The following is a 26230-nucleotide window of genomic DNA, read 5'->3' as shown; positions in this document are numbered from 1 at the left end:
TTATCCACAAGAGATGACTCCTCCACCAAGATCCACTTCTCTGGGGTGGACGCGTGACTGTGGGCGCCGGAGGTGGTGCCTGCATGAACGCACGAGGTGCGATGGGCAAGTACGGCGAGGACGTGGCCGCGCGGCGGCTGTCCGAGGCCGGTATGACGATTCTGCAGCGCAACTGGCGCTGCGGCAGGACGGGCGAGATCGACATCGTCGCCCGCGACGGGGACGTCCTCGTCGTCTGCGAGGTGAAGACCCGCAAGGGCGGCTCCTACGAGCACCCGATGGCCGCGGTGACCCCGCAGAAGGCACGGCGGCTGCGGGACCTCGCGGAGCGCTGGATCCAGTCCCACGGCGGCGCACCGCCCGGCGGCGTCCGCATCGACCTGGTCGGGGTCCTGCTCCCGGACCGCGGAGCCCCCCTCGTCGAGCATGTGCGGGGGGTGGCCTGAGATGGGGTTCGCGCGTACGTGCTCGGTGGCGCTGGTGGGCGTCGAGGGCGTGGTGGTCGAGGTCCAGGCGGACCTGGAGGCCGGGGTGGCGGCGTTCACCCTGGTGGGCCTGCCGGACAAGAGCCTGACCGAGAGCAGGGACCGGGTGCGGGCGGCGGTGGTGAACTCGGGCGGCGAGTGGCCGCAGAAGAAACTCACCGTCGGGCTCAGCCCCGCGTCGGTGCCGAAGGCCGGAAGCGGCTTCGACCTGGCCGTGGCCTGCGCCGTGCTGGGCGCCTCGGAACGGATCGACCCCCGGGTCCTCGCCGACATCGTGATGATCGGCGAGCTGGGCCTGGACGGGCGGGTGCGCCCGGTGCGGGGCATCCTTCCCGCCGTGCTGGCCGCGGCGGAGGCGGGCTACGAACAGGTCGTCGTCCCCGAGTGCGCCGCGGCCGAGGCCTCCCTGGTGCCGGGCGTCTCCGTACTCGGGGTGCGCAGTCTGCGCCAGCTGATCGCGGTCCTCGCGGACGAACCCGTGCCCGAGGAGGATCCGGACGACCTGGGCCGCCCCGATCCACTCCTCGCCGGACTGCGCATGCCCGGCACGGGCGCGGCCACCGGTGTGCACAGCGTCGGCGCCGCGCAGCACGACCAGGGACACGATCTCGCCGACGTGGTGGGGCAGCGCTCGGCACGGACGGCCCTGGAGGTCGCCGCGGCCGGCGGACACCACCTCTTCCTGGAGGGACCGCCGGGGGCGGGCAAGACGATGCTCGCGGAACGGCTGCCGGCCGTCCTGCCCACCCTGACCAGGGAGGCCTCGCTGGAGGTCACGGCGGTCCACTCGATCGCCGGGCTGCTGCCACCGGGCAAGCCGCTGATCGACGTCGCCCCGTACTGCGCCCCGCACCACTCGGCCACCATGCAGTCGCTGGTCGGCGGCGGACCCGGCGTCCCCCGCCCCGGTGCCGTCTCGCTGGCCCACCGGGGCGTGCTCTTCCTGGACTTTTCCGAACGGCCCTTGCGTCACTTGATAGTCCGTCAGTAGGACATTTCAGCACGTTATGGACTGATTTACCGAACACCCTGGAACTCTTCCGTTACGTAGTCAACATGACGGACGGGAGCTGACGTGCGAACAGGGATGGTCCTGCAGGACCTGCGGGTCCAGACGGTTCCTGCGGGCGGTGGATGGGCGTACACGATTTTGTGGCCCGACGGCTTGGTCGACGAGGAGTCGGACGGGTTCCTACGTCAGTTCGATGGCTCGGGCACGCAGAAGACGTACGCGTACTGCCTCGTCGATCACCTGCGCTGGCGTGTTCGGGAAGGGCTGTCGACCGAGAAGGTGCGACTCCTGGACCTCCATCGCTACATGGGAGCGATCGGCGCGAAGGTGATGATGCCCCACGGGCAGCCGTGGCGGGTTCCGCCGAAGCGCCCCTGCGGGGACTCGGCGCTTCAGGTCGCCGCGGCGTGCCTGAAGGGCTTCTACCTGCACGTCTGCGCTGGTGGTGGGGTCAACGACGCGCTGGTGGCCGAGTTTGCCGGGAGGCGACTGCCGACGAAGGCCGACCGCAGCCGGGCCTTCCTGGGGCACGTGAAGAAGTCCATGCCGGCCAACCCTCTTGGCCCGAGCCGACCCGCCAAGCGCCGTCACCCGAAGATGCTGCCCGACGGGGCTCGGCAAGGCCTGCTGGGCGCCGTGAACACGGCTCGTGACCGGATGGTGGTGACCTGGCTGTCCGACACCACGATGCGGATCGGGGGGCTGGCGGGCCTTCACCTGTCCGATCTGCACCTGCGCGAGAATGCGGAGTGCGGGGACTGCAAGGCGCCACACGTGCACGTGTGCCATCGCAGGGGCAATCCCAACCGGGCAGCGGCGAAGATCAAGCCGGACTGGGCTGTGGTCGACGGCGTGGTGACCAAAGGGGAGATCTACCTGGTCAGCCCGGCAATGATCAGTAGCTACTTCGTCTACATGACCACGGAGTACAGGCGGTACGCCTCCGCGCACGGCATGCTGCTGATCCAGCTGGCGGGCCCCGCCCGAGGCGAGCCGTGGACCGCGGACGCGGCGCGAAGCGTGTTGCGCCGGGCGGGGCGCCGGGCCGGCCTGCCAGGACGGATCAAGCCGCAGGCATTCCGCCACCAGTTCACCAACGACGTCATGGACGTCACCGGCGGTGACAGCATGATCGCCAAGACGGTCGGCAACTGGGCGTCGGCCCAGATGGTCGACGAGGTCTACGGGCACCCGGACCTGCACTCCCCCGAGTTCGGCTCGGCCCTGCGGACGGTTTGGGGGGAGTCCGAGTGACCACACGCCTTCCGCTTCTTCCGATCGTCGGCGTCGGATCAACGTCGCCGACGCGCACGACCACCGACCGGCTCGAACTCCTGGAGACGCTGATCGCGGCCCCGAGATTCGATCCCGTGTTCCGCAGCGACGTGATCACGGTCGGCCCCGACCATCCAGCCTTCGGATGGCGATGCCGTGTCGCGGGATGCGAGCGGGGCCGTGAGACCACCCGGGAGTTCTGCAGCACCCACGACGGGGAATGGGGCGAGTGGCAGCGGGCGGGCGGGGACATCGTCGGGTTCAGGGACCAGGCGCAACCCCTGCAGCCGCGTGGGGGACGGGGTCGGACGCCCTGCCTGGTCTGCCCTCACGCCTTGGCCTATGGAGGCGAGGGGCTCTGCTACCTGCACACGGAGAACCTCGTCTCCTGGCAGGCTTACCAGCGTCGGAAGGGCAGGCCCGACGGCGTCGATGTGTTCCTGATCGGCCGGGAGCCGTATCCGGACTTCGGGAAATGCCGGGTGGTCGCCTGCTCGGACCCGGCGGCGCAGTGGCTCGGCTTCTGCGTTGTGCACGGGTCTCGCTACAAGGCGGCCGGCCTGCCGGGTGGAGCCCGATGCGGGGGTGCGGCCGGCAAGCACCTGCCGGCGGAGCGGCCGGAGGCCCTCTACGAGGACCGCGCGGCGTTCGAGCGCTGGTGCGTGCAGGAGAACCCGATCGCGCGGATGGACGGAAGGCTTTCCCTGCTCGGGCTGCGGCCGCTGGTGCGGGCGGAGATCAAATGGACGATTGTTCAGCACATCCAGGGCCCGACCGAGGGGGCTCACTGGCCGTTGACGTTCGTACAGCGGGTGGTGAACTACTGCCGGCTTCAGGATGTCTCCTCCCTGGCCGATCTTGATCTTGATCGGTTCCGGCAGGACTCCGTCAACGTGTCGAAGATCGCCAGGCGGATGCTCCGGTATCTGCAGTTGCTCTACTTCACGCGGGAGGACACGAAGGAGATCGGCTACATCGAGCTGGACCACTTCGGTGTCCGGCTCAAGCAGAGCGCGGGCCACGTCGATCTGACCGGGGTGTCGCAGCGGTGGCTGCGTGATCTTCTCTGGGAGTGGCTCGAAAACCGGCTGCTGACCGATCCGCCGCGGAGCATCACCCCGATCGCGAACCCCAAGCGCGGCTGCATGGAGTTGTCCGCCTTCCTGGAGAGCCGTGCTCCGGAGGGAGGCCACAACCCCTCGTTCCTGACGCGCCAGCACATGCTCGATTTCGTGGTCGACCAGCGCTACAGGGCGTCGCACGGACTGAAGTCCCTGGCCATCCACGACGTCCGCACGGGTGAACCCAATACGGTCAAGGCTGCGACCGTCAGCCGGGTGTTCGACGGAGCCCGGCAGGTCCTGCGCGCGGCGATGGAGAACGGCCGGGCGTCCCAGCTCGGAGTGGACAACGCGTTCGTCGTGGCTCTTCCCCACGGAGGGAACAGCCGGGGCGGGCGCCGCAAGCCGTTCTCCGACGAGATGGCCCGAGCACTGGCCAACGGGGCCAACCTGCAGCGTTTTGACGACATGGATGTCGAGGATCGTGGGTTGCGGCTGGTCTGGGAAGCGCTGGTACTGACCGGGCGCCGATGCGGGGAGGTTCTCGAAGTGAGGCTGGAGTGCATCGGCCGCTACAAGGGCTTGCCGATGTTCTGGCACGACCAGACCAAGGTCGGGAACATGGACGAGGGTATCCGCATCCCGGAGCGGCTCTTCCAGGCCATCGGGCAGCGCCAGGCCAAGACCATCGCCCGGTTCGTCCAGCGGCACGGCCGCCCGCCGACCGCGCAGGAGCGGTCGGAGATCGCCCTGTTCCCTCGGCGCGGAACCAACCGGTCACTCCTCAAGAGTGTCAGCTACGGATGGTTCCAGAGCCTTTTCAGTGACTGGGTGGCAACCCTCGATCTCGCTCATTGCGTCGCCCATCAGGCCCGCCACACCCTGGCGACCAACCTCCTCAAGGCCGGCGCGAACCTCACCCATGTGAAGCGCTATCTCGGCCAGGTCTCCGACGCGATGGCCGAGCACTACGTCCACCTCGCGAACACCGATCCCAAGCTCGAACAGGCTCTCAACGCCGTCTGGGTCGCAGGACCGGGCTCGGCGGAGCCGGGCCTGGTCCTGTCCGCCGGCGAGGACATGACCCGCGAACAGGCCGAGGCCCTTGCGATCGACCTCACCCGCCGTTCCACCCCCGCCGAAGGCGGGTTCTGCACCTTCCAGCCTGTCGTCAACGGTGATGCCTGCCCCTGGAACGTGGACTGCCACAACTGCGACAAGTTCGTCCTCTCCGGCGCCGACCTCGTCTACTGGCACCGCAAGCGCGAGCAGTGGCGCACGGTCGCCGAGGGCGCTGACGACCCCAAGGTTGCCGACTACCTCCACGACTTCTTCGAGCCCACCGCCCGCGCGATCGACGGCCTGGAGAAGGCCTTGGCCGCTGTCGGGCTCCTGGACGAGGCGCTCACCCTTGACCTCCGCCGGCCGCAGGACTACTTCGGCCGCGTCTGGAGCACGGCCTTCCGCGCCCAGGAACTCGCCCGCCACGAAGCCGAGACTGATGAGGAAGCCGCGTGAGGCCAGAATCCACAGCAGCAGCCATCGCGGCCCGCCGCACCCAGACCCAGCAGAAGCTGGAACAGGTCTCCACCGCGATCGGCCAGCTCCGCCGCGAACGCGGCCGGCCCACGATCCGCGGCATTGCCCAGCGCGCTGGCGTATCCGCCACGTTTCTCTACGAGAACACTGAGGCCCGCGTGCTCGTGGCGAACACCGTCACCGACAGCCGCAGCCGCCACGACCGTCAGGCCCAGCAGCAGCACGACCAGATCGAGGCGACCTGGCGCGAACGCGCGCTGAACGCCGAGGCCGAGCTCACTCGCACCCAGAAGGAGGTCCTGTCCCAGCGGCAGCGGATCGGCGAGCTCATGGGCCAGATCCGCGACTTCGACCAGATGGTCCCCGGCGAGTCACTTCAGTCCCTGACTACCGAGAACACCACCCTCCGGCACCGCGTTCAGCAGCTGACCCGCGAGCACCGGACCCTGCAGGAACGCCTCGAAGGCGCCCGGTCCAACCTCCGCTTCGCCGACAAGCGCGTCGCCGACCTCGAAGTCCAACTCCTCGAACAGACCAGGTCGTGACGAATCCCCCAGCCGTGATCCACCTCCACCGCGACCAGGCCGCCTCACTCGTCCGGCTGCTGCGAGAGCTGGAACGGTTCCTCGAGGAGTGCGGCGAAACCGTCGAAGCTGCAATGGCAACCCACTTCGGTCTCGACCCGGCCAGCGAGGCGTTCAGCGCCGCCTTCTCCCTCCACGCGGACACGATCGAGAGCGCACTGGGCACTGAGAACACCACGTCGCGAACACCTACGTGACGCATCACCCCAGGTCAGCAGCGTTGCATGCGCTTCGCCGTTCGGAAAAGTCGAGGAGGCCCCGGAATTCAGCACCCAGACCCTCGACGCCCTGCGGCAGCCCCTGGAGGCGGGCCATGTGGTGATCGCCCGCAGCGCGGGAGTGGTGCGCTTCCCGGCGCGCTTCCTGATGGTGCTCGCGGCCAACCCCTGCCCCTGCGGCCGCTTCTCCCAGCGGGACACCCTGTGCGAGTGCCCGCCGTCGGCGATCCGCCGCTACCAGGCCCGGCTCTCCGGCCCGCTGCTCGACCGGGTCGACCTGCGGGTCGAGGTGGACCCCGTCAGCCGGCGTGAACTCGCCCACCGCGGCCCCGGAGGCGAATCCACGGCGACCGTCGCCGACCGCGTCAGGGCCGCGCGTGAGCGCGCGGCGGCGCGACTCGCGGGCACCCCGTGGCGGACCAACAGCGAGGTGCCGGGGCGGGACCTGCGCAGCCGATGGCACGCGCAGGCCGGCGCGATGGACGAGGCCGAGCGGAACCTGGAGCGGGGCGTGCTCACCGCACGCGGGCTCGACCGCGTCCTGCGGGTCGCCTGGACCGTCGCCGACCTCGTCGGCCACGACCGGCCCGACGCCACCGACGTCGCCCTGGCCCTGCAACTGCGCACCGGGGTGCCCCGCGGTGTGCCGATGGCTCTCGGGGCCCTCACGTGAACAGCACCGGCGAGCCGGACTCCGGCCGGCTCGACCGGGTGTTTCTCGGTCGGGTGTTCGAGCCCGGTGACGAGGTCGGTGGGCGGTGGGTGCGGGAGTGGGGGAGCGCGGAGGTGGTGCGGCGGTTGCGGGGTGACGGGGAGCCGTTGCCCGGGGTGGGCGAGCGGCGGTGGAAGGGGCTCAGGGCGCGGGCCGACGCGGCCGCACCGGAGCGGGATCTGGAGGTGGCCCGGGCGGCCGGGGTGCGGTTTCTGTGTCCGGGGGACCCGGAGTGGCCCCGCACCCTGGACGACCTCGGCGACGCCCGCCCGCTCGGACTGTGGGTGCGGGGGCGGCCCGGCCTGCGCATCTGGGGTCTGCGCTCCGTCGCCGTCGTCGGCGCCCGCGCCTGCACCGAGTACGGCGCCCACATGGCCGCCACCCTCGCCGCCGGCCTCGCCGAGCGCGGCTGGGTGGTCGTCTCCGGCGGGGCCTACGGCGTGGACGGCGCAGCCCACCGGGGCGCCCTCGGCGCCGGCGGCGCCACCGTCGCCGTGCTGGCCTGCGGGGTCGACCGGCCCTACCCCCGCGGCCACACCGAGCTGATCAACCGGATCGCCGAGCAGGGACTGGTCGTGGGCGAGCTCCCGCCCGGCGACCATCCCACGCCCAGCAGATTCATCCTCCGCAACAGGGTGATCGCCGCACTCACCCGCGGCACGGTGGTGGTGGAGGCCGCCCACCGCAGCGGCTCCCTGGTCACCGCACGGGCCGCCCAACGGCTCGGCCGGCACACCATGGGCGTCCCCGGCCCGGCCACCAGCGGACTGTCCGCCGGGGTGCACGAGCTGCTGCGCGGCGAGGCCGAGCTGGTCACCGACGCCGCGGAAGTCGTCGAGATCGTCGGGGACATGGGCGAACTCGCCCCGGCCCGACACGGCCCGGTGCTCCCCCGCGACCTGCTGGAACCGGGCGCCCGCCGGGTCCTGGCCGCCCTCCCCGCCCGCCGCCCGGCCCGCGCCGCGGAGGTCGCCCTCGGCGCCGGAACCACCCCGGACGACGCGATCGCCAGGCTGTACGAACTCAGAGCACTCGGCTACGTCGAACGACACGGCGACGGCTGGAAGTTGACACGCCAGGCGATCGTCTCCGTTCGAGGGGGTCCACAGCCGTGCTGACCGAGCGTGTTCGGCCGTCCGGGGGAACGCCGAAGGCCTTGCGATTTCCCGTAGTTGACGCCCCGCCCCGGTCAGCCGGAGCGACCGCCGCGACCCGTGGGGCGGTCAACGGAACGTATCTGCGCACCAGCGCGGACCCGCCCTTCGCGCACCGCGACACTCCAGTCACGCTACGCTCACGAGGATTCCGGTACAGAACGGCAGCAGAGCGACTTCAGAGCAGCAGGACACCCAGGTACCCCCGACTCCACGTACTTCACGGCAGAACGGCACAAGGCGACGAATGCCCCAGCACACCTCCGGGTCCGACCGGGCGGCGGTCCCCCCAGCCGCCCGCGACGGTGGCAGCGTGCGGCCGCCCGCTCCCTCGACGCTCGACGAGCTGTGGCGGTCGTACAAGGCGACGGGGGACGAGCGGCTGCGGGAGCAGCTGATCCTGCACTACTCGCCGCTGGTGAAGTACGTCGCCGGCCGGGTCAGCGTGGGTCTGCCGCCCAATGTGGAGCAGGCCGACTTCGTCTCCTCGGGGATCTTCGGGCTGATCGACGCGATCGAGAAGTTCGACCTCGACCGGGAGATCAAGTTCGAGACGTACGCGATCACCCGGATCCGGGGTGCCATGATCGACGAACTGCGGGCGCTGGACTGGATCCCCCGGTCCGTACGGCAGAAGGCGCGCAACGTCGAGCGGGCGTACGCGACGCTGGAGGCGCGGCTGCGGCGGACCCCCTCGGAGTGCGAGGTGGCCGCCGAGATGGGCATCGGCGTCGACGAGCTCCACGCGGTCTTCAGCCAGCTCTCGCTGGCCAACGTGGTCGCCCTGGAGGAACTGCTGCACGTCGGCGACGACGGCGGCGACGGGCTCAGCTTCATGGACACCCTGGAGGACACCGCCGCGGACAACCCCGTGGAGGTGGCCGAGGACCGGGAACTGCGACGGTTCCTGGCCAGGGCGATCAACACCCTGCCCGACCGTGAGAAGACCGTCGTCACGCTCTACTACTACGAGGGGCTGACCCTCGCCGAGATCGGGAACGTGCTGGGTGTGACCGAGAGCCGGGTCAGCCAGATCCACACCAAGTCGGTGCTCCAGCTCCGCGCGAAACTGGCGAGCTTCGGTCGCTGAACCGGCTCGACGGGGGCGCGGCGGGCGCAGTCACTCCCCTCCGGCGTGCCACGTCCGTACAGTGGTCGACGTGCCAAGGATTCGAGCGGCCTCCGTGGCCGAGCACCGGTCGATGCAGCGTGCCGCCCTGCTGGACGCGGCACGCTCCCTGCTGTCCGAGGGCGGGACGGAGGCGCTGACCTTCCCCGCGCTCGCCGAACGGACGGGGCTCGCGCGCTCGTCCGTCTACGAGTACTTCCGGTCGCGGGCGGCCGTCGTCGAGGAGCTGTGCGCGGTCGACTTCCCCGTGTGGGCGGCGGAGGTCGAGGCGGCGATGGCCGCGGCCGACGGGCCCCGGGCCAAGGTCGAGGCCTATGTGCGGCGGCAGTTGGCGCTGGTGGGGGACCGGCGGCACCGGGCCGTAGTGGCGATCTCGGCGAGCGAGCTGGACGCCGGGGCCCGGGAGAAGATCCGGGCCGCGCACGGGGGACTCGTGGCCATGATCGTGGAGGCGCTCGGGGAGGTGGGTCATGCGGAGCCCCGGCTGGCGGCGATGCTCGTGCAGGGGGTCGTGGACTCGGCCGTGCGCAGGATCGAGCTGGGGGCCGCAGAGGCGCCGGAGGCGATCACCGAGGCCGCAGTGCGGATGGTGCTGCGGGGCGTGTGCGGCTGAGCCGCGAGCGGGAGCAGCCGTGACGGGCCTCTGCGCAGGAGCCAGGCCGGCAGCAGGTCGAGCGGGTTCAGATAGGTCCGGGCCCGCCGCAGGCCCCAGTGCAGGCAGGTCGTCGCACAGTGGGAGCCCGTGGGTTCCACCTCGGCGATCACCTGGCCCGGGGTGACCTCGGCGCCCTTCGCGACGAGGGGCCGTACGGGCTCGTACGTCGTTCTGAGGTCCGTGCCCGTCAGTTCCACGGACACCACGCCCCTCCCCGCCACCCGGCCCGCGTACGACACACGGCCCGCCGCCACCGCTCGTACCGGTGTGCCGGGTGCGGACGCCAGATCGACCCCGCGGTGGCCCCGGGCGTAGGGCGTCGGCGGGGGCTCCCAGGCGCGGAGGACCGACGGTCGGGTGCCCACCGGCCAGGTCCGGGCGATCGCCGGGACCCGGGGAGGTGCCTCCGGTGGTCCGGGTGGGGGATCCGCCCAGGCCGGCACCGTCGTCAGCAGGAGCAGCAGGAGCAGCAGCAGGCAGGTCCGGCGCAGTGCGTTCATGGGAGAACGGTCCCGCGATCGTGCCGATCACGGCCGGGGCTGTGGACAACCCGCCGGTTGTGGAGAGCGGCGTCACCCGGTACCCCGCCGGTCCCGTACACTTCTTCTGGCGATCCGGGTCACCGGGTCGACTTCGCACGCCCCGGTATCGGGGGCCGGCCAAGGCCGGTTCTCCGGTATCCGCGCCCCTCGGTCCTTTGTGGCTCGGCGCACCGCGGGCGTCAGGCGCGGGAGCCGTCCGGCATCCGCGGCACAACCGAGAAACCCAAGGAGAACGGCCATGGCCGTCGTCACGATGCGGGAGCTGCTGGAGAGCGGCGTCCACTTCGGTCACCAGACCCGTCGCTGGAACCCGAAGATGAAGCGCTTCATCTTCACCGAGCGCAACGGCATCTACATCATCGACCTGCTCCAGTCGCTGTCGTACATCGACCGCGCCTACGAGTTCGTCAAGGAGACCGTCGCCCACGGCGGCACGGTCATGTTCGTCGGCACGAAGAAGCAGGCGCAGGAGGCCATCGCCGAGCAGGCCACCCGCGTCGGCATGCCCTACGTCAACCAGCGCTGGCTGGGCGGCATGCTCACCAACTTCTCGACCGTCTACAAGCGTCTGCAGCGCCTCAAGGAGCTCGAGCAGATCGACTTCGAGGACGTCGCCGCGTCCGGTCTGACCAAGAAGGAGCTTCTCGTGCTCTCGCGCGAGAAGGCCAAGCTGGAGAAGACCCTCGGTGGTATCCGTGAGATGTCCAAGGTTCCCAGCGCCGTCTGGATCGTGGACACCAAGAAGGAGCACATCGCGGTCGGCGAGGCCCGGAAGCTGAACATCCCGGTCGTCGCCATCCTCGACACGAACTGCGACCCCGACGAGGTCGACTACAAGATCCCGGGCAACGACGACGCGATCCGCTCCGTCACCCTGCTCACCCGTGTGATCGCCGACGCCGTCGCCGAGGGCCTCATCGCCCGCTCCGGCGTCGCCACCGGCGACAAGGGCGAGAAGGCCGCGGGCGAGCCGCTCGCCGAGTGGGAGCGCGACCTGCTCGAGGGCGAGAAGAAGGCCGACGAGGCTCCGGCCGCTGAGGCTCCGGCCGCCGAGGCCCCCGCCGCCGAGGCCGTCGAGGCCCCCGCCGAGGCCCCGGCCGCGGACGCCGAGCAGGCCTGACCGCCCCAGCGTCACGGTTGACGGCGGGGGCGCCGACATGAAGTCCGCCCCCGCCGTTCACCCGTAGGTCGGCACAGAGTCGGAGAGCTCCCGCTCACTGGAAGCTCCCAGACCGTGTTGATCTTCGATCTTCCCGACTTCGAGAAAGATTCACAGACTCATGGCGAACTACACCGCCGCCGACGTCAAGAAGCTCCGTGAGCTCACGGGCGCCGGCATGATGGACTGCAAGAAGGCGCTGGACGAGGCCGAGGGCAACGTCGAGAAGGCCGTCGAGGCGCTCCGTATCAAGGGCCAGAAGGGCGTCGCCAAGCGCGAGGGCCGCTCCGCCGAGAACGGCGCCGTGGTCGCGATCATCGCCGACGACAACGCCTCCGGTGTCCTGGTCGAGCTGAAGTGCGAGACGGACTTCGTCGCCAAGGGCGAGAAGTTCCAGAGCGTCGCCAAGGCCATCGCCGAGCACGTCGCCGCGACCTCCCCGGCCGACCTCGCCGCGCTCCTCGCCTCCGAGATCGAGGCCGGCAAGACCGTCCAGGCGTTCGTGGACGAGGCCAACGCCAACCTCGGCGAGAAGATCGTCCTGGACCGCTTCGCGCAGTTCAACGACGGTTTCGTCACCGCGTACCTGCACCGCACGATGCCCGACCTGCCCCCGCAGATCGGTGTCCTCGTCGAGCTCGACAAGCCGAACGCCGAGGTCGCCCGCGGCGTCGCCCAGCACATCGCCGCCTTCGCGCCGAAGTACCTCGCCAAGGAGGACGTGCCGGCCGAGGTCGTCGAGTCCGAGCGCCGCATCGCCGAGGAGACCACCCGCGCCGAGGGCAAGCCCGAGGCCGCGATCGCCAAGATCGTCGAGGGTCGTCTCAACGGCTTCTTCAAGGACGCGACGCTGCTCGGTCAGCCGTACGCGCTCGACAACAAGAAGTCCGTCCAGAAGGTCCTGGACGAGGCCGGTGTCACCCTGAAGCGCTTCTCGCGCATCAAGGTCGGCATCTGAGTCCGTACCGCGACGGACGCCCGGCCGCTATAGGGTCGTAAGCAGTCGTCCCGGTACGCCGTCACGCGCGCGTGCGTGACGGACGACAGCAGATCTGACGAGGAGGCCATTGCCGCGCACGGGTTGCGAACGACACCCCACCGGCAATGGCCTTCTTCGTATGTGCACCACGTGAAAAGGCGGGATCTCCCATGACCACCAAGGCCCAGAAGAGCGACGACGGCAAAGTACACGGCCGGTTTCTGCTGAAGCTGTCCGGTGAGGCATTCTCGGGCGGCGGGGGCCTGGGCGTGGACCCCGACGTGGTGCACAAGATCGCCCGTGAGATCGCGGCCGTCGTCCGCGACGGCGCCGAGATCGCCGTCGTCATCGGCGGCGGCAACTTCTTCCGCGGCGCCGAGCTCCAGCAGCGCGGCATGGACCGGGCCCGCTCGGACTACATGGGCATGCTCGGCACGGTCATGAACTGCCTCGCCCTCCAGGACTTCCTGGAGAAGGAGGGCATCGACAGCCGCGTGCAGACCGCCATCACCATGGGGCAGGTCGCCGAGCCGTACATCCCGCTGCGCGCCGTGCGCCACCTGGAGAAGGGCCGCGTCGTCATCTTCGGCGCCGGTATGGGCATGCCGTACTTCTCCACCGACACCACCGCCGCCCAGCGCGCCCTGGAGATCGACGCGGAGGCCCTCCTCATGGGCAAGAACGGGGTGGACGGCGTCTACGACTCCGACCCCAAGACCAACCCCGAGGCCGTCAAGTTCGACGCCCTCGGCTACGGCGAGGTCATCACGCGCGACCTCAAGGTCGCCGACGCCACGGCCATCACGCTGTGCCGCGACAACAAGCTCCCGATCCTCGTCTTCGAGCTTCTCGCCGAGGGCAATATCGCCCGCGCCGTCAAGGGTGAGAAGATCGGCACGCTGGTGGGGGAAGCGGGCAGCCGGGGCTGACCGGCGGATCCTCGGGTTCGTACGACAACACCTGACCGGGGGACGGACCCTGGTCGGAGGATGGACAATGTCCTGCCGGTCGGGAACCGTGCAGGAAGAAGACGCGACGCAGCCGGCCGCCGCCACCGACAGTGAACCGCAGCCGGGCCTTACTCAAGACACGCAGGAGCAAGTGGTGATCGAAGAGACCCTCCTCGAGGCCGAGGAGAAGATGGAGAAGGCCGTCGTGGTCGCCAAGGAGGACTTCGCCGCGATCCGCACCGGCCGTGCGCACCCGGCGATGTTCAACAAGATCGTGGCCGACTACTACGGCGCGCCGACGCCGATCAACCAGCTGGCTTCGTTCTCCGTGCCGGAGCCGCGCATGGCGGTCGTGACCCCGTTCGACAAGACGGCGCTGCGCAACATCGAGCAGGCCATCCGCGACTCCGACCTGGGCGTCAACCCCAGCAACGACGGCAACATCATCCGCGTGGTGTTCCCCGAGCTCACCGAGGAGCGCCGCCGCGACTACATCAAGGTCGCCAAGGGCAAGGCCGAGGACTCCAAGGTGTCCATCCGGTCCGTGCGCCGCAAGGCCAAGGACGCGATCGACAAGCTCGTCAAGGACGGCGAGGTCGGCGAGGACGAGGGCCGCCGTGCGGAGAAGGAGCTCGACGACACCACCGCGAAGTACGTCGCCCAGGTGGACGAGCTCCTGAAGCACAAGGAAGCGGAGCTGCTCGAGGTCTGATGAACGACTCTTCCTGGGGCTCTCCGCCACCAGCCGGTACACAGGCCGGGTACTGGGGGCCCACCGACCAGGGGGCCTACCAGGGGCCTGTCCAAGGGGCCGCCCCGGCGGGTCCCGCGTACGATGCGCCTGAGGCGCAGCACACTCGCCCCATGCCCATCGTCCCCGACGTACCCGCGCAGGGCGGAAACCAGGATGACGACCCGGGGGCCGCTCGGCAGGGCGGCCCCTCGTTCCGCGACGAGGCGTACCGCCCCATGGCGCCCGACCCGGCGTCCTACGGTGCGGAGACGTTCCGCCACGAGACCCCGTCGGCACAGCCCCCCGCGGGGGTGCCGCAGAATCCGGATCACATGCCCGACGCCCCACAGCCCGCGCCCGCTCCGCAGAAGAAGAGCGCGGGCCGAGACCTGGGTGCCGCCATAGGCGTCGGGGTCGGGCTCGGTGCGCTGATCGTCGTGTCGCTGTTCATCGTCAAGGCCGTGTTCGTCGGGGTGATAGCAGTCGCCGTCGTCGTGGGCCTGTGGGAACTGACCAGCAGACTGCAGGAGCGCAAGGAGATCAAGGCGCCGCTGGTGCCGCTGGCCCTCGGCGGTGCCGCGATGGTCGTCGCCGGGTATGTGCGCGGGCCCGAGGGAGCCTGGGTCGCCATGGCCCTGACCGCGCTCGCGGTGCTGGTCTGGCGGATGACGGAACCGCCGGAGGGCTACCTCAAGGACGTCACGGCCGGCGTCTTCGCCGCGTTCTACGTGCCCTTCCTCGCCACCTTCGTCGCGCTGATGCTCACCGCCGACGACGGACCGCAGCGGGTCCTGACCTTCCTGCTGCTCACGGTCGTCAGCGACACCGGTGCCTACGCCGTCGGCTGGCGCTTCGGCAGGCACAAGCTCGCTCCCCGCATCAGTCCCGGCAAGACCCGTGAGGGCCTGCTGGGCGCGGTGTCGTTCGCGATGGTCGTGGGCGCGCTGTGCATGCAGTTCCTGATCGACGACGGCAGGTGGTGGCAGGGGCTGCTCCTCGGCCTCGCGGTCGCCGCCAGCGCCACGCTCGGCGACCTCGGCGAGTCCATGATCAAGCGGGACCTGGGCATCAAGGACATGGGCACCCTGCTGCCGGGCCACGGCGGCATCATGGACCGTCTGGACTCCCTGCTGCCGACGGCTCCGGTCGTCTGGCTGCTGCTCGTGCTGTTCGTCGGATCCGGCTGACGTACACGCCCCACGCGCTGCTCGCGGGCCCCCGTCCGGAACGACCAGGACGGGGGCCCGCGGCCTTTGCCCCATGGGCGGCTGAGTGGGAAGATTTTCCCTGGAAGTCCAGAAAAATCCCTCTTCTCTGGAATGTCATGAAAGGGGATGGGCCTCATGTCCGGCTTCCGTGAATCGATCGACGTGGACCGCAGCCCCGACGATGTGTGGGCCTACCTCATCGACCCGTCCCATCTGCCCGAGTGGCAGGCGAGCGCGGTGTCGGCCGAGTTGCTCGACCCCGGCCCGCCGCACGTCGGCTCCCGGCTGCGTGTCACCCGGCACGTCGGCCGTCGGGAGATGCCGATGACCATGGAGTACACCGAGTACGACCCCCCGCACGCCTGGGGCCTGCAGGGCGTCGACGGCCCCGTCCGCGGCCATGTCCACGGCGAGATCACCCCGCTCGAGGGCGGCCACCGCTCCCGCGTCACCATGGAACTCGACTTCGAGGGCAGGGGCATCGGCAAGGTCCTGCTGCCGCTGGTCGTCCGCCCCCAGGTCCGCAAGGAGCTGCCGCTGAACGAACGGCTGCTGAAGAGCCGGCTGGAGCACGAGACGGCGTAGCGGGACGGTGACGCCCGGCCCGTCGGCTCGCGCATGATGGTGGCCATGGAGCACGAGGACGAGAACATCAAGGTGTGGTTCCGGTTCGTGCCGCGCGAGGGCTGGCTGCCACAGGACACGGAGGGCCTGTGGGCGACGAGGCTCAGTGCCGACACGGCCAGGATCCGGAACGTCCCGTTCCTGCAGAACGGCGTCGCCGAGGGTGACGTCGTTCGGTTCCGGACCGACTCCGACGGGCGGCACTGGGCCCTCGGACGGGTCGGTTCCGCCGGCAACTGCACGATCCGGGTGGTGCCCGTCCCGAGCGGCCCCCTGGGACGCAGCCCCCAGGCCGTGCATCGGCGCCTGGCCGCGTTCGACCTCGGCGGAGAGGTCTTCAGCGAGGACTTCCCCCTGGTGGCCTTCACCGCCCCGGCCGACGCGGACCTCGCCGGCATCAAGGCCCTCCTGAAGCAGGGGCAGGAGGAAGGGTGGTGGCAGTACGAGGTCGGCTGTGCCGGCGACGAGTGGTGGAGCGCGTGAGGACCCAGGTGACCGGGGGCGATCGACAGCGACCATCGGCCACGGCACGCGGCGCAGGTACCGACGCCTTCGGGCCGTCCGGCTTGCGCCAGGGCAACGTGATCTCAACCGGCTTGAAGGCGTCCATGTGGACCCGCAGAGCCCCCGCCACTGAGGGAGGCAGTGGTATGTCGCGCTCCTAGTTGCATTTCGGAGGAGCGAACACGGCCTTGCCGCGAATCCGCTTGGCCTGCCGGACCACCCGAATGGTGCCTCCGTCGAAGTCAAGCCCGGGCTGCGCTCCGCTCCGCCGGGCGCGCTTCCCGGCTCTGGCTGCGCCCGCGCTCCTGCCTTCGGCCTGCTCGGCGTAGGCCCGGTAGCCATGAGCCGATCACCGCATAGAGCGGCCTGCGGTCAGGACGATGCCTCCGGCGGGGGATCGGCCGACACCGGGATGGAGGGGGCGCCGTTCCGGGCCACGGGCTCGTAGAGGTGTGCGCGGGGAGCTCCCATCCCGTCCACCGGAGGGTGGTGGGTAGCGATGCGGCTCCGACGTATACGGTTCGAGCAACTAAGCGCGGCAGGCCCTGAGATCGGCCTCAGAGTGTGGAGATCGCAGATTGAGCTACCCCTATGAACTGGGCGGAGAGACTCTCTGGGAGGCGGGCTACCACAGTGGAAGGCTGTACGCCTCCCTTGCGCGGGGCGCGGCGGAGTTTGTGAAGCTGCCGACTGGCCTGACCCCGACCCCCCAGGGCAGCTGTGACATAGAGCTGTCGACGTTCCGAGCCTTCGTGCAGGGGCTGTACACGCTTTACTCCTCGACCTCGTCTCTGGTGATACACGGTCTGGCGCGCGGCCTGTTGGTCACCTCACTCGTCCTCCTGGAACGTGCGGGCGCTCCGATCACGCTGAAGCCCGAGCACGAGGAAGCCCTCAGGGAGGAGAAGGCCGCCTTCGCGCGTTCCATGGGATAGGGCGTGCGGTCGAGGCCTACGGAGCAGGAGGCGGGCGCAACGCTTGTCAAGGCTGTGAGTGGCGGCTGACACCAGCTGCTGACACCAACAAACGCGGACAGCGGCGGTCAGCGCTGGACCCGTTGTCCTGAACCGATGGACAGCGCCCCGCTGGTTCCGTCGACCCGGCGGATCTCCGTGAGTCAGCGCCCGTAGATGTGGCCGCGCACTAGCGGGTCGTGCTCCAGGATGTAGTCGGACACCTCCCAGAACTCCGCCAGCCTCGGGTGTTGGAGAGCCGCCTCACGGTCGAGCTTGGTGCCAAACAGCGGACCGTCGGGATGCGCGAGCCCGGCAGTTACTAAGGTCGAAGCAGGAGTGCTCTGCCCGACGACTGGACCGACGCGGCAGGCGAAGGAAACATGGTCGGTCCACTGTTCCGCTCCAGCCCCCCAAGTCCCGAAGATCACGTCTATCCATGCATCGTGATCTCTGTCCTTGTGGTGGTAGCAGTTCGCGAAGTAAACGGCGTGGGGCGCACCGTCAGCGTGAACGAAGTTCCATGAGCGCTCGATCGGAGCTTGGCAGCAATCACACTGGAACTCGCGGGTCTGACGGTCCGGGCCAAAGGTCAGCGACATGCAGGCCATCATGCGGCATGATCGATCACCCCGGAGCAGGAGCCCCCGGCGCGTGCCCCATCCCTGCCCGACAGGACAGGGAGCCACGGTGGACCACGGGCGCGAGCGGGCACGGCACAGCACAGCGGCCCCCGACCAATCATCCAGGTCAGGGGGCCGTTCTCACTGCTCATCGCGCGGAGGCGGTGCGACGACGGTTTTCCTTGATGGCGCGCGCGTTGAAGGCGACGCCTAGGTTCCGCTCCTGGGCAATCTCCACGTGTTCGGCCTTCGCGACTTCGACGCACGCCGGCAGGCTCGTCGAAGCAATCCCGGAGCAACTGGCGAGGGCCCATGCACGGGCTCACGCAGTGCACCTCACCGCAAGGCTGAAAAAGCGCAGCCCTTACGGCTCGACCTTGGCGGAGGCGGTGCGCGAGAACCTGGCGGACACTGCGCGGGAGCTGGGAGAAGCCGTGCGGGACCTACGTGGGTACGAGTACGCCGTCATCAATGACCATGCGCTCTTCCCCTTCAAGTTCGCCAACCGGCTCAAGCCTCTTGAACGGGCGCGGTTGGCTGCCGGCGCTTCCCCTACCCGCCGTCGCATGCTCTTGAGTCACGGGCCGGAGCCGGAGGAGGGCCTCTTCCCGCTGGATGACGAGTACACGACGGAGGAGTACGAGGATCTGCACGAGACCTTCGAGGCGCTGGGCGCGTCCACGAAGCTGGTGTGCCTGTTCTTCACCACCGACCCAGAGAGCGGCATCCACGTGATCCACTGGGGAGACGCGCGCCTCGAGCCGGACCGTACCTTCACCTGGCTCTACAGCGAACAGCTGCGGGTGGCGACCCAGCCACTTGAGTGAGCCGTGCCGATGCCGGGCCGCCCCCGGGCCGTCCGGGGCTGCTCACCAGCGACTGGTGCGACTAGTAACGACAGGAGTGCAAGCGGCAGCCGCTGGTCACCCCATTGGATCTGCGACACTGGTACAGCCATGCCTAAGCCCGGAGAACTCACGTTTGTCGCGCCGCGCGGAGCCAAGAAGCCGCCGCGGCACCTTGCCGATCTCTCGCCTGCGGAGCGGAAGGACGCGGTCGCGGAGATCGGTGAGAAGCCGTTCCGCGCCAAGCAGCTCTCGCAGCACTACTTCGCGCGGTACGCGCACGACCCGGCGGAGTGGACCGACATCCCGGCCGGGGCGCGCGAGAAGCTGCGGGAGGCGTTGCTTCCCGAGCTGATGACCGTCGTACGGCATCTGTCGACCGACGAGGGCACCACCCGCAAGACGCTGTGGCGGCTGTTCGACGGGACGCTCGTCGAGTCGGTGCTGATGCGGTACCCGGACCGGGTGACGATGTGCATCAGCTCGCAGGCGGGGTGCGGGATGAACTGCCCGTTCTGTGCGACCGGGCAGGCGGGGCTCGACCGGAATCTGTCCAGCGCCGAGATCGTGCACCAGATCGTGGACGGGATGCGGGCGCTGCGCGACGGCGAGGTTCCCGGCGGGCCGGCGCGGTTGTCCAACATCGTCTTCATGGGGATGGGGGAGCCGCTCGCCAACTACAAGCGGGTCGTCACGGCGATCCGGGCGCTCACCGATCCCGCTCCGGACGGGCTCGGGCTCTCGCAGCGGGGCATCACCGTGTCGACCGTCGGGCTCGTGCCCGCCATCCACCGGTTCGCCGACGAGGGCTTCAAGTGCCGGCTCGCGATCTCCCTGCACGCGCCGGACGACGAGCTGCGCGACACCCTCGTGCCCGTGAACACGCGGTGGAAGGTGCGGGAGGTGCTCGACGCGGGCTTCGACTACGTGGAGAAGTCCGGGCGGCGGTTGTCGATCGAGTACGCGCTGATCCGGGACATCAACGATCAGGCCTGGCGCGGTGACCGGCTCGGGCGTCTGCTCCGCGGCAGGCCCGTGCACGTCAACCTCATCCCGCTGAACCCGACCCCCGGCTCGAAGTGGACGGCCTCCCGGCCCGAGGACGAGAAGGCCTTCGTCGAGGCGATCGCGGCGCACGGGGTACCCGTCACCGTCCGGGACACCCGTGGTCAGGAGATCGACGGAGCCTGTGGTCAGCTGGCGGCCACCGAGCGCTAAAATCTGGCCACGTCATATCGTCATAACCGCATCTTCGTCCCACCCACATCTTCATATTCCGACAGGGGAGCGCCACAGCGCTGAGAGTGCGGCAATCGGGCCGCAGACCCTCTGAACCTCGCCCAGGTCATTCTGGGTAGGAAGTTCGGTCATCGCTCAAGCTGTTGTGCCCTGCCCGGGCCTCCCCGGGCGGGGCCGCGTTCTTCCTGGTCAACCCCAGGAGGACATCCAGTGCACACCAAGACCTTTGCGGCGGCGACGGTCGGCCTCGGCCTGCTCGCGCTCTCCGCGTGCGGGTCGTCCGACACCAGCGGCGCGTCGGACACCAAGACCGTCACCCTCGTCAGCCATGACTCATGGGCCGTCTCCAAGAGCGTGCTCGCCGACTTCGAGAAGCAGTCCGGGTACAAGGTCAAGGTCCTCACGGACGGCGACGCGGGCCAGGCCGTCAACAAGGCCGTCCTCACCAAGAACAACCCGCAGGGCGACGTCTTCTTCGGCGTCGACAACACCCTGCTCTCGCGCGCCCTCGACAACGGTCTCTTCCAGCCGTACCGGGCCAAGGGGCTCGACCAGGTCGGCACCGCGTACCAGCTCGACGCCGGCAAGCACCGGGTCACGCCCATCGACTACGGCGACATCTGCGTCAACTACGACAAGAAGTACTTCGCCGACCACAAGCTGGCCCCGCCGACGTCCTACGACGATCTGATCAAGCCCGCCTACAAGAACCTCCTCGTCACCGAGAACGCCTCCACCTCCTCCCCCGGCCTCGGCTTCCTGCTCGGCACGGCCGCGAAGTACGGCGACGACGGGTGGGAGGGCTACTGGAAGAAGCTCAAGGCCAACGGGGTGAAGGTGGTCGACGGCTGGGAGCAGGCCTACAACGAGGAGTTCTCCGGTTCCGCCGGAGGCAGGAAGGCGGGGGCCGACCGGCCGCTCGTCGTGTCGTACGCCTCCTCCCCGCCCGCCGAGGTGATCTACGGCGATCCGAAGCCCAGCACCGCCCCGACCGGGGTCGCGACCGGGACCTGCTTCCGGCAGATCGAGTTCGCGGGGCTGCTGAGCAACGCGAGGAACAGCGCGGGCGGCAAGGCGCTCATCGACTTCCTGATCTCCAAGGAGTTCCAGGAGGACATGCCGCTCAACATGTTCGTCTACCCGGTGGTGGAGGGCGCGAGCGTGCCCGCCGAGTTCACGGAGTACGGGCCCGCCGCCAAGGACCCCCAGACCATGGACCCGGCGAAGATCGCCGAGAACCGCGACCAGTGGGTCAAGTCATGGACCTCGCTCGTACTGAGGTGACCAAGGCCCGACGGCCTTCCGGGAGCGCGGCGCGGCTCGGGCTGATGGCCCTGCCCGTCGCGTTCTTCGGGCTCTTCTTCGCCTATCCCGTCGCCGCCATCGTGGCGCGCGGGCTGAAGGCCGACGGGACGTGGGAGGTCGGGCGGGTCGCCGAGGTCCTGGGCCAGTCCGACATCCGGCACGTCCTGTGGTTCACCACCTGGCAGGCTGTCGTGTCCACCGTGCTCACCCTGCTGGTGGCGCTGCCGGGCGCGTATGTCTTCGCGCGCCTGGACTTCCCGGGCAAGCAGGTGCTGCGGGCCGTGGTGACGGTGCCGTTCGTGCTGCCGACGGTGGTCGTCGGCAGCGCGTTCCTCGCGCTCGTCGGGCGCGGCGGTCTCCTGGACGAGCTGTGGGGCGTACGGCTGGACACGACGGTGTGGGCGATCCTGCTCGCGCACGTTTTCTTCAACTACGCGGTCGTCGTACGGACCGTGGGCGGGCTGTGGGCGCAGCTGGACCCCCGGCAGGAGGAGGCCGCGCGGATGCTGGGCGCGTCCCGGCTGCGGGCCTGGCGCACGGTGACCCTGCCCGCCCTCGGACCGGCCGTCGCCGCCGCCGCGCTGATGGTCTTCCTCTTCACCTTCACCTCCTTCGGGGTCGTCCAGATCCTCGGCGGGCCCACGTTCTCCACGCTGGAGGTGGAGATCTACCGGCAGACCTCCGAGATCTTCGACCTCTCCACGGCCGCCGTCCTGACGATCGTCCAGTTTTTGGCGGTGGGCGCGATCCTCGCCGTCCACGCCTGGACCGTACGGCGGCGGGAGACCGCGCTGCGGCTGGTGGACGCGAACCTCACGGCCCGGCGGCCGCGCGGGGCCGGGCAGTGGGCGCTGCTGGTCGGGGTCCTCGCGAGCATCGCGCTGCTGCTGGTGCTGCCGCCGGCCGTGCTGGTGCAGCGGTCCCTCGACGCACCGGACTTCGCCTACTACCGGGCGCTGACCAGTGAGGAGGGCAATGTCTTCCTGGTGCCGCCGATCGAGGCGATCGGCAACTCGCTGGAGTACGCGGTCGCCGCGACCGCCCTCGCGGTGGTGATCGGCGGACTGGCCGCGGCGGCCCTCACCCGCCGTGACGCCGGTCGGCTGGTGCGGGGCTTCGACGCGCTGCTGATGCTGCCGCTGGGCGTGTCGGCGGTGACGGTCGGCTTCGGGTTCCTGATCACGCTGGACGAGCCTCCGCTGGATCTGCGGGCCGGCTGGATCCTGGTCCCCCTCGCCCAGGCGCTGGTCGGGGTCCCCTTCGTCGTACGGACCATGCTGCCCGTGCTGCGGGCGGTGGACCACCGGCTGCGGGAGGCGGCGGCGGTGCTGGGGGCGTCGCCGTGGCGGGTGTGGCGGGAGGTGGACCTGCCGATGGTGCGGCGGGCGCTGCTGGTCGCGGCCGGGTTCGCCTTCGCGGTGTCGCTGGGGGAGTTCGGGGCGACGGTGTTCATCGCGCGGCCCGACAACCCGACGCTGCCGGTGGCGGTGGCGCGGCTGCTCGGGCGGGCCGGTGAGCTCAACTACGGGCAGGCGATGGCCCTGTCGACGATTCTGATGCTGGTGTGCGCGGTGGCCCTGCTGGTGCTGGAGCGGCTGCGGACCGACCGGACGGGGGAGTTCTGATGCTGCTGGGCCTTGAGTCCGCCACCGTGCGGTTCGGCGGGCGGGCGGTGCTCGACGCGGTGGACCTGGAGGTCCGCGAGCACGAGATCGTGTGTGTGCTCGGGCCGAGCGGCAGCGGCAAGTCGACGCTGCTGCGGGTGGTCGCGGGGCTTCAGCCGCTCGACTCCGGGCGGGTGCTGCTCGACGGACGCGACCAGGCGGGGGTGCCCGCGCACCGGCGGGAGCTGGGACTGATGTTCCAGGACCATCAGCTGTTCCCGCAGCGGGACGTCGGTGGGAACGTGGCGTTCGGGCTGCGGATGCACGGCGCGTCCAGGAAGGAACAGGCGGAGCGGGTGGGGGAGTTGCTCGACCTCGTCGGACTCCCGGGTGCCGCCGGGCGGGCCGTCGCCGCGCTCTCCGGAGGCGAGCAGCAGCGGGTCGCGCTGGCCCGTGCCCTCGCGCCCCGGCCCCGGCTGCTGATGCTCGACGAACCGCTCGGCCAGCTCGACCGTTCGCTGCGGGAGCGGCTGGTCGTCGAACTGCGGGAGCTGTTCGGCCGATTGGGGACCACGGTCCTCGCGGTGACCCATGACCAGGGGGAGGCGTTCGCCCTCGCCGACCGGGTCGTGGTGATGCGGGACGGGCGGATCGCCCAGTCCGGTACGCCTCTTGAGGTGTGGCAGCGGCCGGCGGACGCGTTCGTCGCGCGGTTCCTCGGCTTCGAGAACGTGGTGGAGGGGCAGGTCACCGACGGGGTCGCGGTGACGCCCTGGGGCAAGGTGCCGGTGCCGGACGGCTCCCCGCAGGGGCCGCGCACCCTGCTGGTGCGCCCCGCCGGCGTCCGTCTCGTCCCCGCCGACGAGGGCCTGCGCTGTACGGTCGCCGCCCGTACCTTCCGGGGCACGCATGTCGCCGTACACCTTCAGCCGGAGGGCGCACCGCGGCTCGAGGCGGCGTGCGCGTTGCGGGACGCGCCGGAGGCCGGCGGCACGGTCGGGGTGACGTTCGACGCGACGGAGACCGTGGTGCTGGACTGACGGGCCGCACACGGCGGTGTCCGGCCGACGGGTGCGGGCCCGCCCCCGGTGAGGGCGGGCCCGGACGGTGGGTCAGCGGCCGTTGGAGCCGCGGCGGCGCATGCCGAAGAAGATCGCGCCGCCGCCGATGACGACGAGCAGGGCGGCGATGCCGGCGATCAGGCCGGTGTTGGAGGCGCCGGTCTCGGCGAGGTTGGACTCCTGGGCCGCGGGCGAGGGGGCGTTGCTCGCGGAGGGCGCGGCGTTGTCGTCCGACGAGTCCGAGGGGTTCGGGGAGTCCGAGCCGGCGGGCGTGGACGGGGTGTCCGACGGGGTCCCGGACTCGGAGGCGGAGGTGCTGGGGGAGGGCGAGATGGTCTCCTCGGCCGGCGCGCAGGCCTCGGCGGGTGTCGTCAGGTTGCCGGCGATGTCGTCGTCGACGAGGATCTTCTTCTTCTTGACGGCCTTGATGTGGATCCGGTAGACCGCGCCCGGCTCCCAGTCCTCGGTGAAGGTGATGGTGGTGCCCTTGCTGGAGCCCTCGACCGTCTGCTCGCCGACCTGGCGGAGGTCGGCGCCGTTGTTCTCGAGGAACACGGTGACGACGGCGGGCACGCCCGAGGCGTCCTTGTCGGTGACCGTGATGACGCCCTTCGTGCCGTCACATCCGGCGGCTGCCGAGAAGTCACCTATCTCGCAGGCCAGCGCGCTGCCGGCGGCGCTGAGCGCGAGGGCGGCGGAGGCGGCGGTGACACCGAGGAAACGCACCGAACGGGCGGCGGTACGGCGGGAAAGGGACACGTTTGTCCTTAGGGGGAGCGCAACTGCGGGGGGTGGAGGGGGAGATGGCGCCCCCGGTGATGCCGAGTGCGTCACCATCCCCAGCAGACACACAGGTCTATAAGCGTTCCATAAGAAGTGTCAATGCGGGGACCGCTCCCAGCGGTTGGCTTTGCCCGCTCATTACCCGGCGAGACGTTTCAATGCCGCGGGAGCCTCCTCGATCCGGTCAACGAGGGCGATACGGGACTCCATCGACCGCTCCCGGGCGAGGGAACACAGCAGAGGTCAGGCGGGCAGCCGCCGTGTCCAGTGCTCCCGGTCGACCAGCACCATCGGCGTCGGCTCGCCCCGCGACTCGTAGTAGTTGGGCGTCGCGTTGTCGAAGATCTCCTGTACGGTCCCGGCGGCGCCCGGGCGTTGGAGAAGTACTTGGCGATGTGCGCGGCGAAGGGGTTGGGGGGCTCGTGGCCGTAGAACCAGGTCGGGATCCCCACCGAGGGGCCGCCGCCCGGCCAGGTGGCGCGGACCTCGAACGCGGCCCGCGCCCAGTCGGTGACCGAGGGCGTGAACGTCGGCGCCTTGGCGAGCAGTCGCAGGGCGTCGGTGAGCGTCGCGGCGTCGAACGGGGCGGCGTAGGCGCCGAGGTTGGCCGCCTCCATGGCGCCGGGTCCGCCCCCGGTGGCCACCGTGAGCCCCTCACGGGCGAGTTCACGGCCGAGACGGGCCGCGCCGGCGTACGCGTCCGTGCCGCGCGCCATGGCGTGCCCGCCCTCCCCCACGCTCGAATACGGTCGCGCGGGAGGTGCCCCCATCGCCCACCACCCGGGCGCCGACGAGGAGTTCGTCGAGCGCGTCGGAGACGGCGTCGTCGTGGATCGAGCGGAGCATCGAGCCGAAGATGTCCCCGTCGGTCCTGGTCTGCCGGAACCAGGCGTAGGTGCGGGCGTCGGGGGTCGCGTCGTAGCCCTCGTCGAGGCCGTCGAACAACTCGTCGGGGGTGTAGACGAAGCCGCGGTACGGATCGAAGGACAGGCCCGGTACGGGCGGGAACACCTGGGCGCCCGAGGCGCGGGCCTTGGCCGCCGCGTCCGGGGCCATCGGGCAGCCGAGGAACAGGGCGGCCGAGGTGTCGAGCCCGAGCAGGACGTCCGTACGGTCCGTCAGGTCGACGGACTGGACCCGATGGGGGTCCCCCCGCTCGAGCGAAGCCGAGAGTGGGGGAGGGAGAGGGTGCCGAAGTCGCGGACCACCTAGTCGAATTCGGCGAGGGACTCGATCTCACGATCGTGGGAACCGTCGAACGGCTGGGCGGGTGTCGTCGGGTGCACCCGCCCAT

General features: G+C 70.2%; 23 protein-coding genes and 4 pseudogenes. 23 read left to right on the top strand and 4 right to left on the bottom strand.

Going from position 1 to position 26230, the window contains the following annotated elements; genetic code table 11:
• Window positions 1-53 precede the first annotated feature (53 nt).
• The 10 genes and pseudogenes from OG852_RS15615 to OG852_RS15570 all read left to right on the top strand — a co-directional run bounded on the left by OG852_RS15615 (window position 54) and on the right by OG852_RS15570 (window position 9782).
• The gene (locus OG852_RS15615) at window positions 54-446 is read left to right on the top strand and encodes a YraN family protein (RefSeq protein ID WP_133915862.1); all 393 of its coding nucleotides are present in this window, start codon (window positions 54-56) and stop codon (window positions 444-446) included.
• Between the two features lies 1 nt (window position 447).
• Window positions 448-1434: pseudogene (locus tag OG852_RS15610) on the top strand (ATP-binding protein); the annotation flags it as partial.
• A 126-nt stretch (window positions 1435-1560) separates the two neighbouring features.
• Window positions 1561-2751 carry an integrase gene (locus OG852_RS15605; RefSeq protein ID WP_330347485.1) on the top strand — a complete coding sequence of 397 codons (1191 nt, stop codon included), beginning with the start codon at window positions 1561-1563 and terminating at the stop codon, window positions 2749-2751.
• Window positions 2748-5351 (top strand): tyrosine-type recombinase/integrase, encoded by a 2604-nt coding sequence (locus OG852_RS15600; protein ID WP_330347484.1) that lies wholly within the window; start codon window positions 2748-2750, stop codon window positions 5349-5351. The genes OG852_RS15605 and OG852_RS15600 overlap by 4 nt, the downstream gene beginning before the upstream one ends.
• Window positions 5348-5917, top strand: coding sequence for a hypothetical protein (locus OG852_RS15595; protein ID WP_330347483.1), 570 nt, complete (start codon window positions 5348-5350; stop codon window positions 5915-5917). Before OG852_RS15600 ends, OG852_RS15595 begins: the two co-directional genes overlap by 4 nt.
• A complete protein-coding gene (locus tag OG852_RS15590) occupies window positions 5914-6153 on the top strand; it encodes a hypothetical protein (protein ID WP_330348287.1) in 240 nt (79 codons plus the stop codon). The genes OG852_RS15595 and OG852_RS15590 overlap by 4 nt, the downstream gene beginning before the upstream one ends.
• 49 nt (window positions 6154-6202) lie before the next feature.
• Window positions 6203-6847 (top strand): annotated as a pseudogene (locus tag OG852_RS15585) (ATP-binding protein); the annotation flags it as partial.
• A complete protein-coding gene (gene dprA / locus OG852_RS15580) occupies window positions 6844-8004 on the top strand; it encodes a DNA-processing protein DprA (RefSeq protein WP_133915864.1) in 1161 nt (386 codons plus the stop codon). The pseudogene OG852_RS15585 and the gene dprA, both read left to right, overlap by 4 nt.
• A 283-nt stretch (window positions 8005-8287) precedes the next feature.
• Complete coding sequence (gene whiG / locus OG852_RS15575) at window positions 8288-9130, top strand: RNA polymerase sigma factor WhiG (RefSeq protein WP_133915865.1); 843 nt, start codon at window positions 8288-8290, stop codon at window positions 9128-9130.
• A gap of 94 nt (window positions 9131-9224) precedes the next feature.
• Entirely contained in the window at window positions 9225-9782 is a 558-nt protein-coding gene (locus OG852_RS15570; RefSeq protein ID WP_330351450.1) for a TetR/AcrR family transcriptional regulator, read from the top strand.
• Here the strand turns inward: OG852_RS15570 and OG852_RS15565 are convergent.
• Window positions 9776-10324, bottom strand: a pseudogene (locus OG852_RS15565) (M23 family metallopeptidase); the annotation flags it as partial. The gene OG852_RS15570 and the pseudogene OG852_RS15565 sit on opposite strands and share 7 nt — an antisense overlap.
• Window positions 10325-10604: 280 nt before the next feature.
• Between OG852_RS15565 and rpsB the strand changes: the two are divergent.
• From rpsB to OG852_RS15525, 8 genes are all read left to right on the top strand, one after another.
• Window positions 10605-11486, top strand: coding sequence for a 30S ribosomal protein S2 (rpsB, locus tag OG852_RS15560; protein WP_330348286.1), 882 nt, complete (start codon window positions 10605-10607; stop codon window positions 11484-11486).
• A 160-nt stretch (window positions 11487-11646) separates the two neighbouring features.
• Window positions 11647-12483 (top strand): translation elongation factor Ts, encoded by an 837-nt coding sequence (gene tsf / locus OG852_RS15555; protein WP_133915867.1) that lies wholly within the window; start codon window positions 11647-11649, stop codon window positions 12481-12483.
• Between the two features lie 191 nt (window positions 12484-12674).
• Entirely contained in the window at window positions 12675-13433 is a 759-nt protein-coding gene (gene pyrH, locus OG852_RS15550) for a UMP kinase (protein ID WP_133915868.1), read from the top strand.
• A 175-nt stretch (window positions 13434-13608) separates the two neighbouring features.
• Window positions 13609-14166 (top strand): ribosome recycling factor, encoded by a 558-nt coding sequence (frr, locus tag OG852_RS15545; RefSeq protein WP_093827946.1) that lies wholly within the window; start codon window positions 13609-13611, stop codon window positions 14164-14166.
• Window positions 14166-15374: a phosphatidate cytidylyltransferase gene (locus tag OG852_RS15540; RefSeq protein ID WP_330348285.1), complete on the top strand. Its 1209-nt coding sequence runs from the start codon at window positions 14166-14168 to the stop codon at window positions 15372-15374. The genes frr and OG852_RS15540 overlap by 1 nt, the downstream gene beginning before the upstream one ends.
• Before the next feature lie 156 nt (window positions 15375-15530).
• Complete coding sequence (locus OG852_RS15535; protein ID WP_330348284.1) at window positions 15531-15980, top strand: SRPBCC family protein; 450 nt, start codon at window positions 15531-15533, stop codon at window positions 15978-15980.
• Between the two features lie 45 nt (window positions 15981-16025).
• A complete protein-coding gene (locus tag OG852_RS15530) occupies window positions 16026-16502 on the top strand; it encodes a DUF4265 domain-containing protein (RefSeq protein WP_443064532.1) in 477 nt (158 codons plus the stop codon).
• A 599-nt stretch (window positions 16503-17101) separates the two neighbouring features.
• Window positions 17102-17458 (top strand): DUF6086 family protein, encoded by a 357-nt coding sequence (locus tag OG852_RS15525; protein WP_330348282.1) that lies wholly within the window; start codon window positions 17102-17104, stop codon window positions 17456-17458.
• Window positions 17459-17640: 182 nt separating this feature from the next.
• Here OG852_RS15525 and OG852_RS15520 read toward each other — a convergent pair whose 3' ends face one another.
• Window positions 17641-18078, bottom strand: a complete 438-nt coding sequence (locus OG852_RS15520; RefSeq protein WP_330348281.1) for a hypothetical protein — start codon at window positions 18076-18078, stop codon at window positions 17641-17643.
• A gap of 350 nt (window positions 18079-18428) precedes the next feature.
• Between OG852_RS15520 and OG852_RS15515 the strand changes: the two genes are divergently transcribed.
• The 5 genes from OG852_RS15515 (at window position 18429) to OG852_RS15495 (ending at window position 24132) form a co-directional block, all read left to right on the top strand.
• The gene (locus tag OG852_RS15515; protein ID WP_330348280.1) at window positions 18429-18926 is read left to right on the top strand and encodes a hypothetical protein; all 498 of its coding nucleotides are present in this window, start codon (window positions 18429-18431) and stop codon (window positions 18924-18926) included.
• 129 nt (window positions 18927-19055) lie between these two features.
• A complete protein-coding gene (gene rlmN / locus OG852_RS15510) occupies window positions 19056-20162 on the top strand; it encodes a 23S rRNA (adenine(2503)-C(2))-methyltransferase RlmN (RefSeq protein WP_133915873.1) in 1107 nt (368 codons plus the stop codon).
• Window positions 20163-20393: 231 nt separating this feature from the next.
• Entirely contained in the window at window positions 20394-21467 is a 1074-nt protein-coding gene (locus OG852_RS15505) for a thiamine ABC transporter substrate-binding protein (RefSeq protein WP_330348279.1), read from the top strand.
• Entirely contained in the window at window positions 21443-23113 is a 1671-nt protein-coding gene (locus tag OG852_RS15500) for an ABC transporter permease (RefSeq protein ID WP_133915875.1), read from the top strand. Before OG852_RS15505 ends, OG852_RS15500 begins: the two co-directional genes overlap by 25 nt.
• Window positions 23113-24132 (top strand): ABC transporter ATP-binding protein, encoded by a 1020-nt coding sequence (locus tag OG852_RS15495; RefSeq protein WP_133915876.1) that lies wholly within the window; start codon window positions 23113-23115, stop codon window positions 24130-24132. The genes OG852_RS15500 and OG852_RS15495 overlap by 1 nt, the downstream gene beginning before the upstream one ends.
• 72 nt (window positions 24133-24204) lie before the next feature.
• On the opposite strand, the gene OG852_RS15490 is transcribed toward OG852_RS15495, so the two are convergent.
• Both OG852_RS15490 and OG852_RS15485 read right to left on the bottom strand, forming a co-directional pair.
• Window positions 24205-24912: an LAETG motif-containing sortase-dependent surface protein gene (locus OG852_RS15490; protein WP_330348278.1), complete on the bottom strand. Its 708-nt coding sequence runs from the start codon at window positions 24910-24912 to the stop codon at window positions 24205-24207.
• Between the two features lie 162 nt (window positions 24913-25074).
• Window positions 25075-26144: pseudogene (locus tag OG852_RS15485) on the bottom strand (LOG family protein).
• Window positions 26145-26230: the final 86 nt, after the last annotated feature.

The organism is Streptomyces sp. NBC_00582, from assembly GCF_036345155.1.
Taxonomy (GTDB): domain Bacteria; phylum Actinomycetota; class Actinomycetes; order Streptomycetales; family Streptomycetaceae; genus Streptomyces.
This window is presented reverse-complemented; position numbering and strand designations above follow the sequence as displayed.

What these genes read in the sequence shown, in the direction of transcription:
- rlmN (WP_133915873.1), top strand. Translation starts at nt 19,056, where the DNA reads ATGCCTAAGCCCGGAGAACTCACGTTTGTCGCGCCGCGCGGAGCCAAG.
- whiG (WP_133915865.1), top strand. Translation starts at nt 8,288, where the DNA reads ATGCCCCAGCACACCTCCGGGTCCGACCGGGCGGCGGTCCCCCCAGCC.
- OG852_RS15500 (WP_133915875.1), top strand. Translation starts at nt 21,443, where the DNA reads ATGGACCTCGCTCGTACTGAGGTGACCAAGGCCCGACGGCCTTCCGGG.
- rpsB (WP_330348286.1), top strand. Translation starts at nt 10,605, where the DNA reads ATGGCCGTCGTCACGATGCGGGAGCTGCTGGAGAGCGGCGTCCACTTC.
- tsf (WP_133915867.1), top strand. Translation starts at nt 11,647, where the DNA reads ATGGCGAACTACACCGCCGCCGACGTCAAGAAGCTCCGTGAGCTCACG.
- OG852_RS15540 (WP_330348285.1), top strand. Translation starts at nt 14,166, where the DNA reads ATGAACGACTCTTCCTGGGGCTCTCCGCCACCAGCCGGTACACAGGCC.
- OG852_RS15530 (WP_443064532.1), top strand. Translation starts at nt 16,026, where the DNA reads ATGGAGCACGAGGACGAGAACATCAAGGTGTGGTTCCGGTTCGTGCCG.
- OG852_RS15495 (WP_133915876.1), top strand. Translation starts at nt 23,113, where the DNA reads ATGCTGCTGGGCCTTGAGTCCGCCACCGTGCGGTTCGGCGGGCGGGCG.
- OG852_RS15520 (WP_330348281.1), bottom strand. Translation starts at nt 18,078, where the DNA reads ATGTCGCTGACCTTTGGCCCGGACCGTCAGACCCGCGAGTTCCAGTGT.
- pyrH (WP_133915868.1), top strand. Translation starts at nt 12,675, where the DNA reads ATGACCACCAAGGCCCAGAAGAGCGACGACGGCAAAGTACACGGCCGG.
- OG852_RS15535 (WP_330348284.1), top strand. Translation starts at nt 15,531, where the DNA reads ATGTCCGGCTTCCGTGAATCGATCGACGTGGACCGCAGCCCCGACGAT.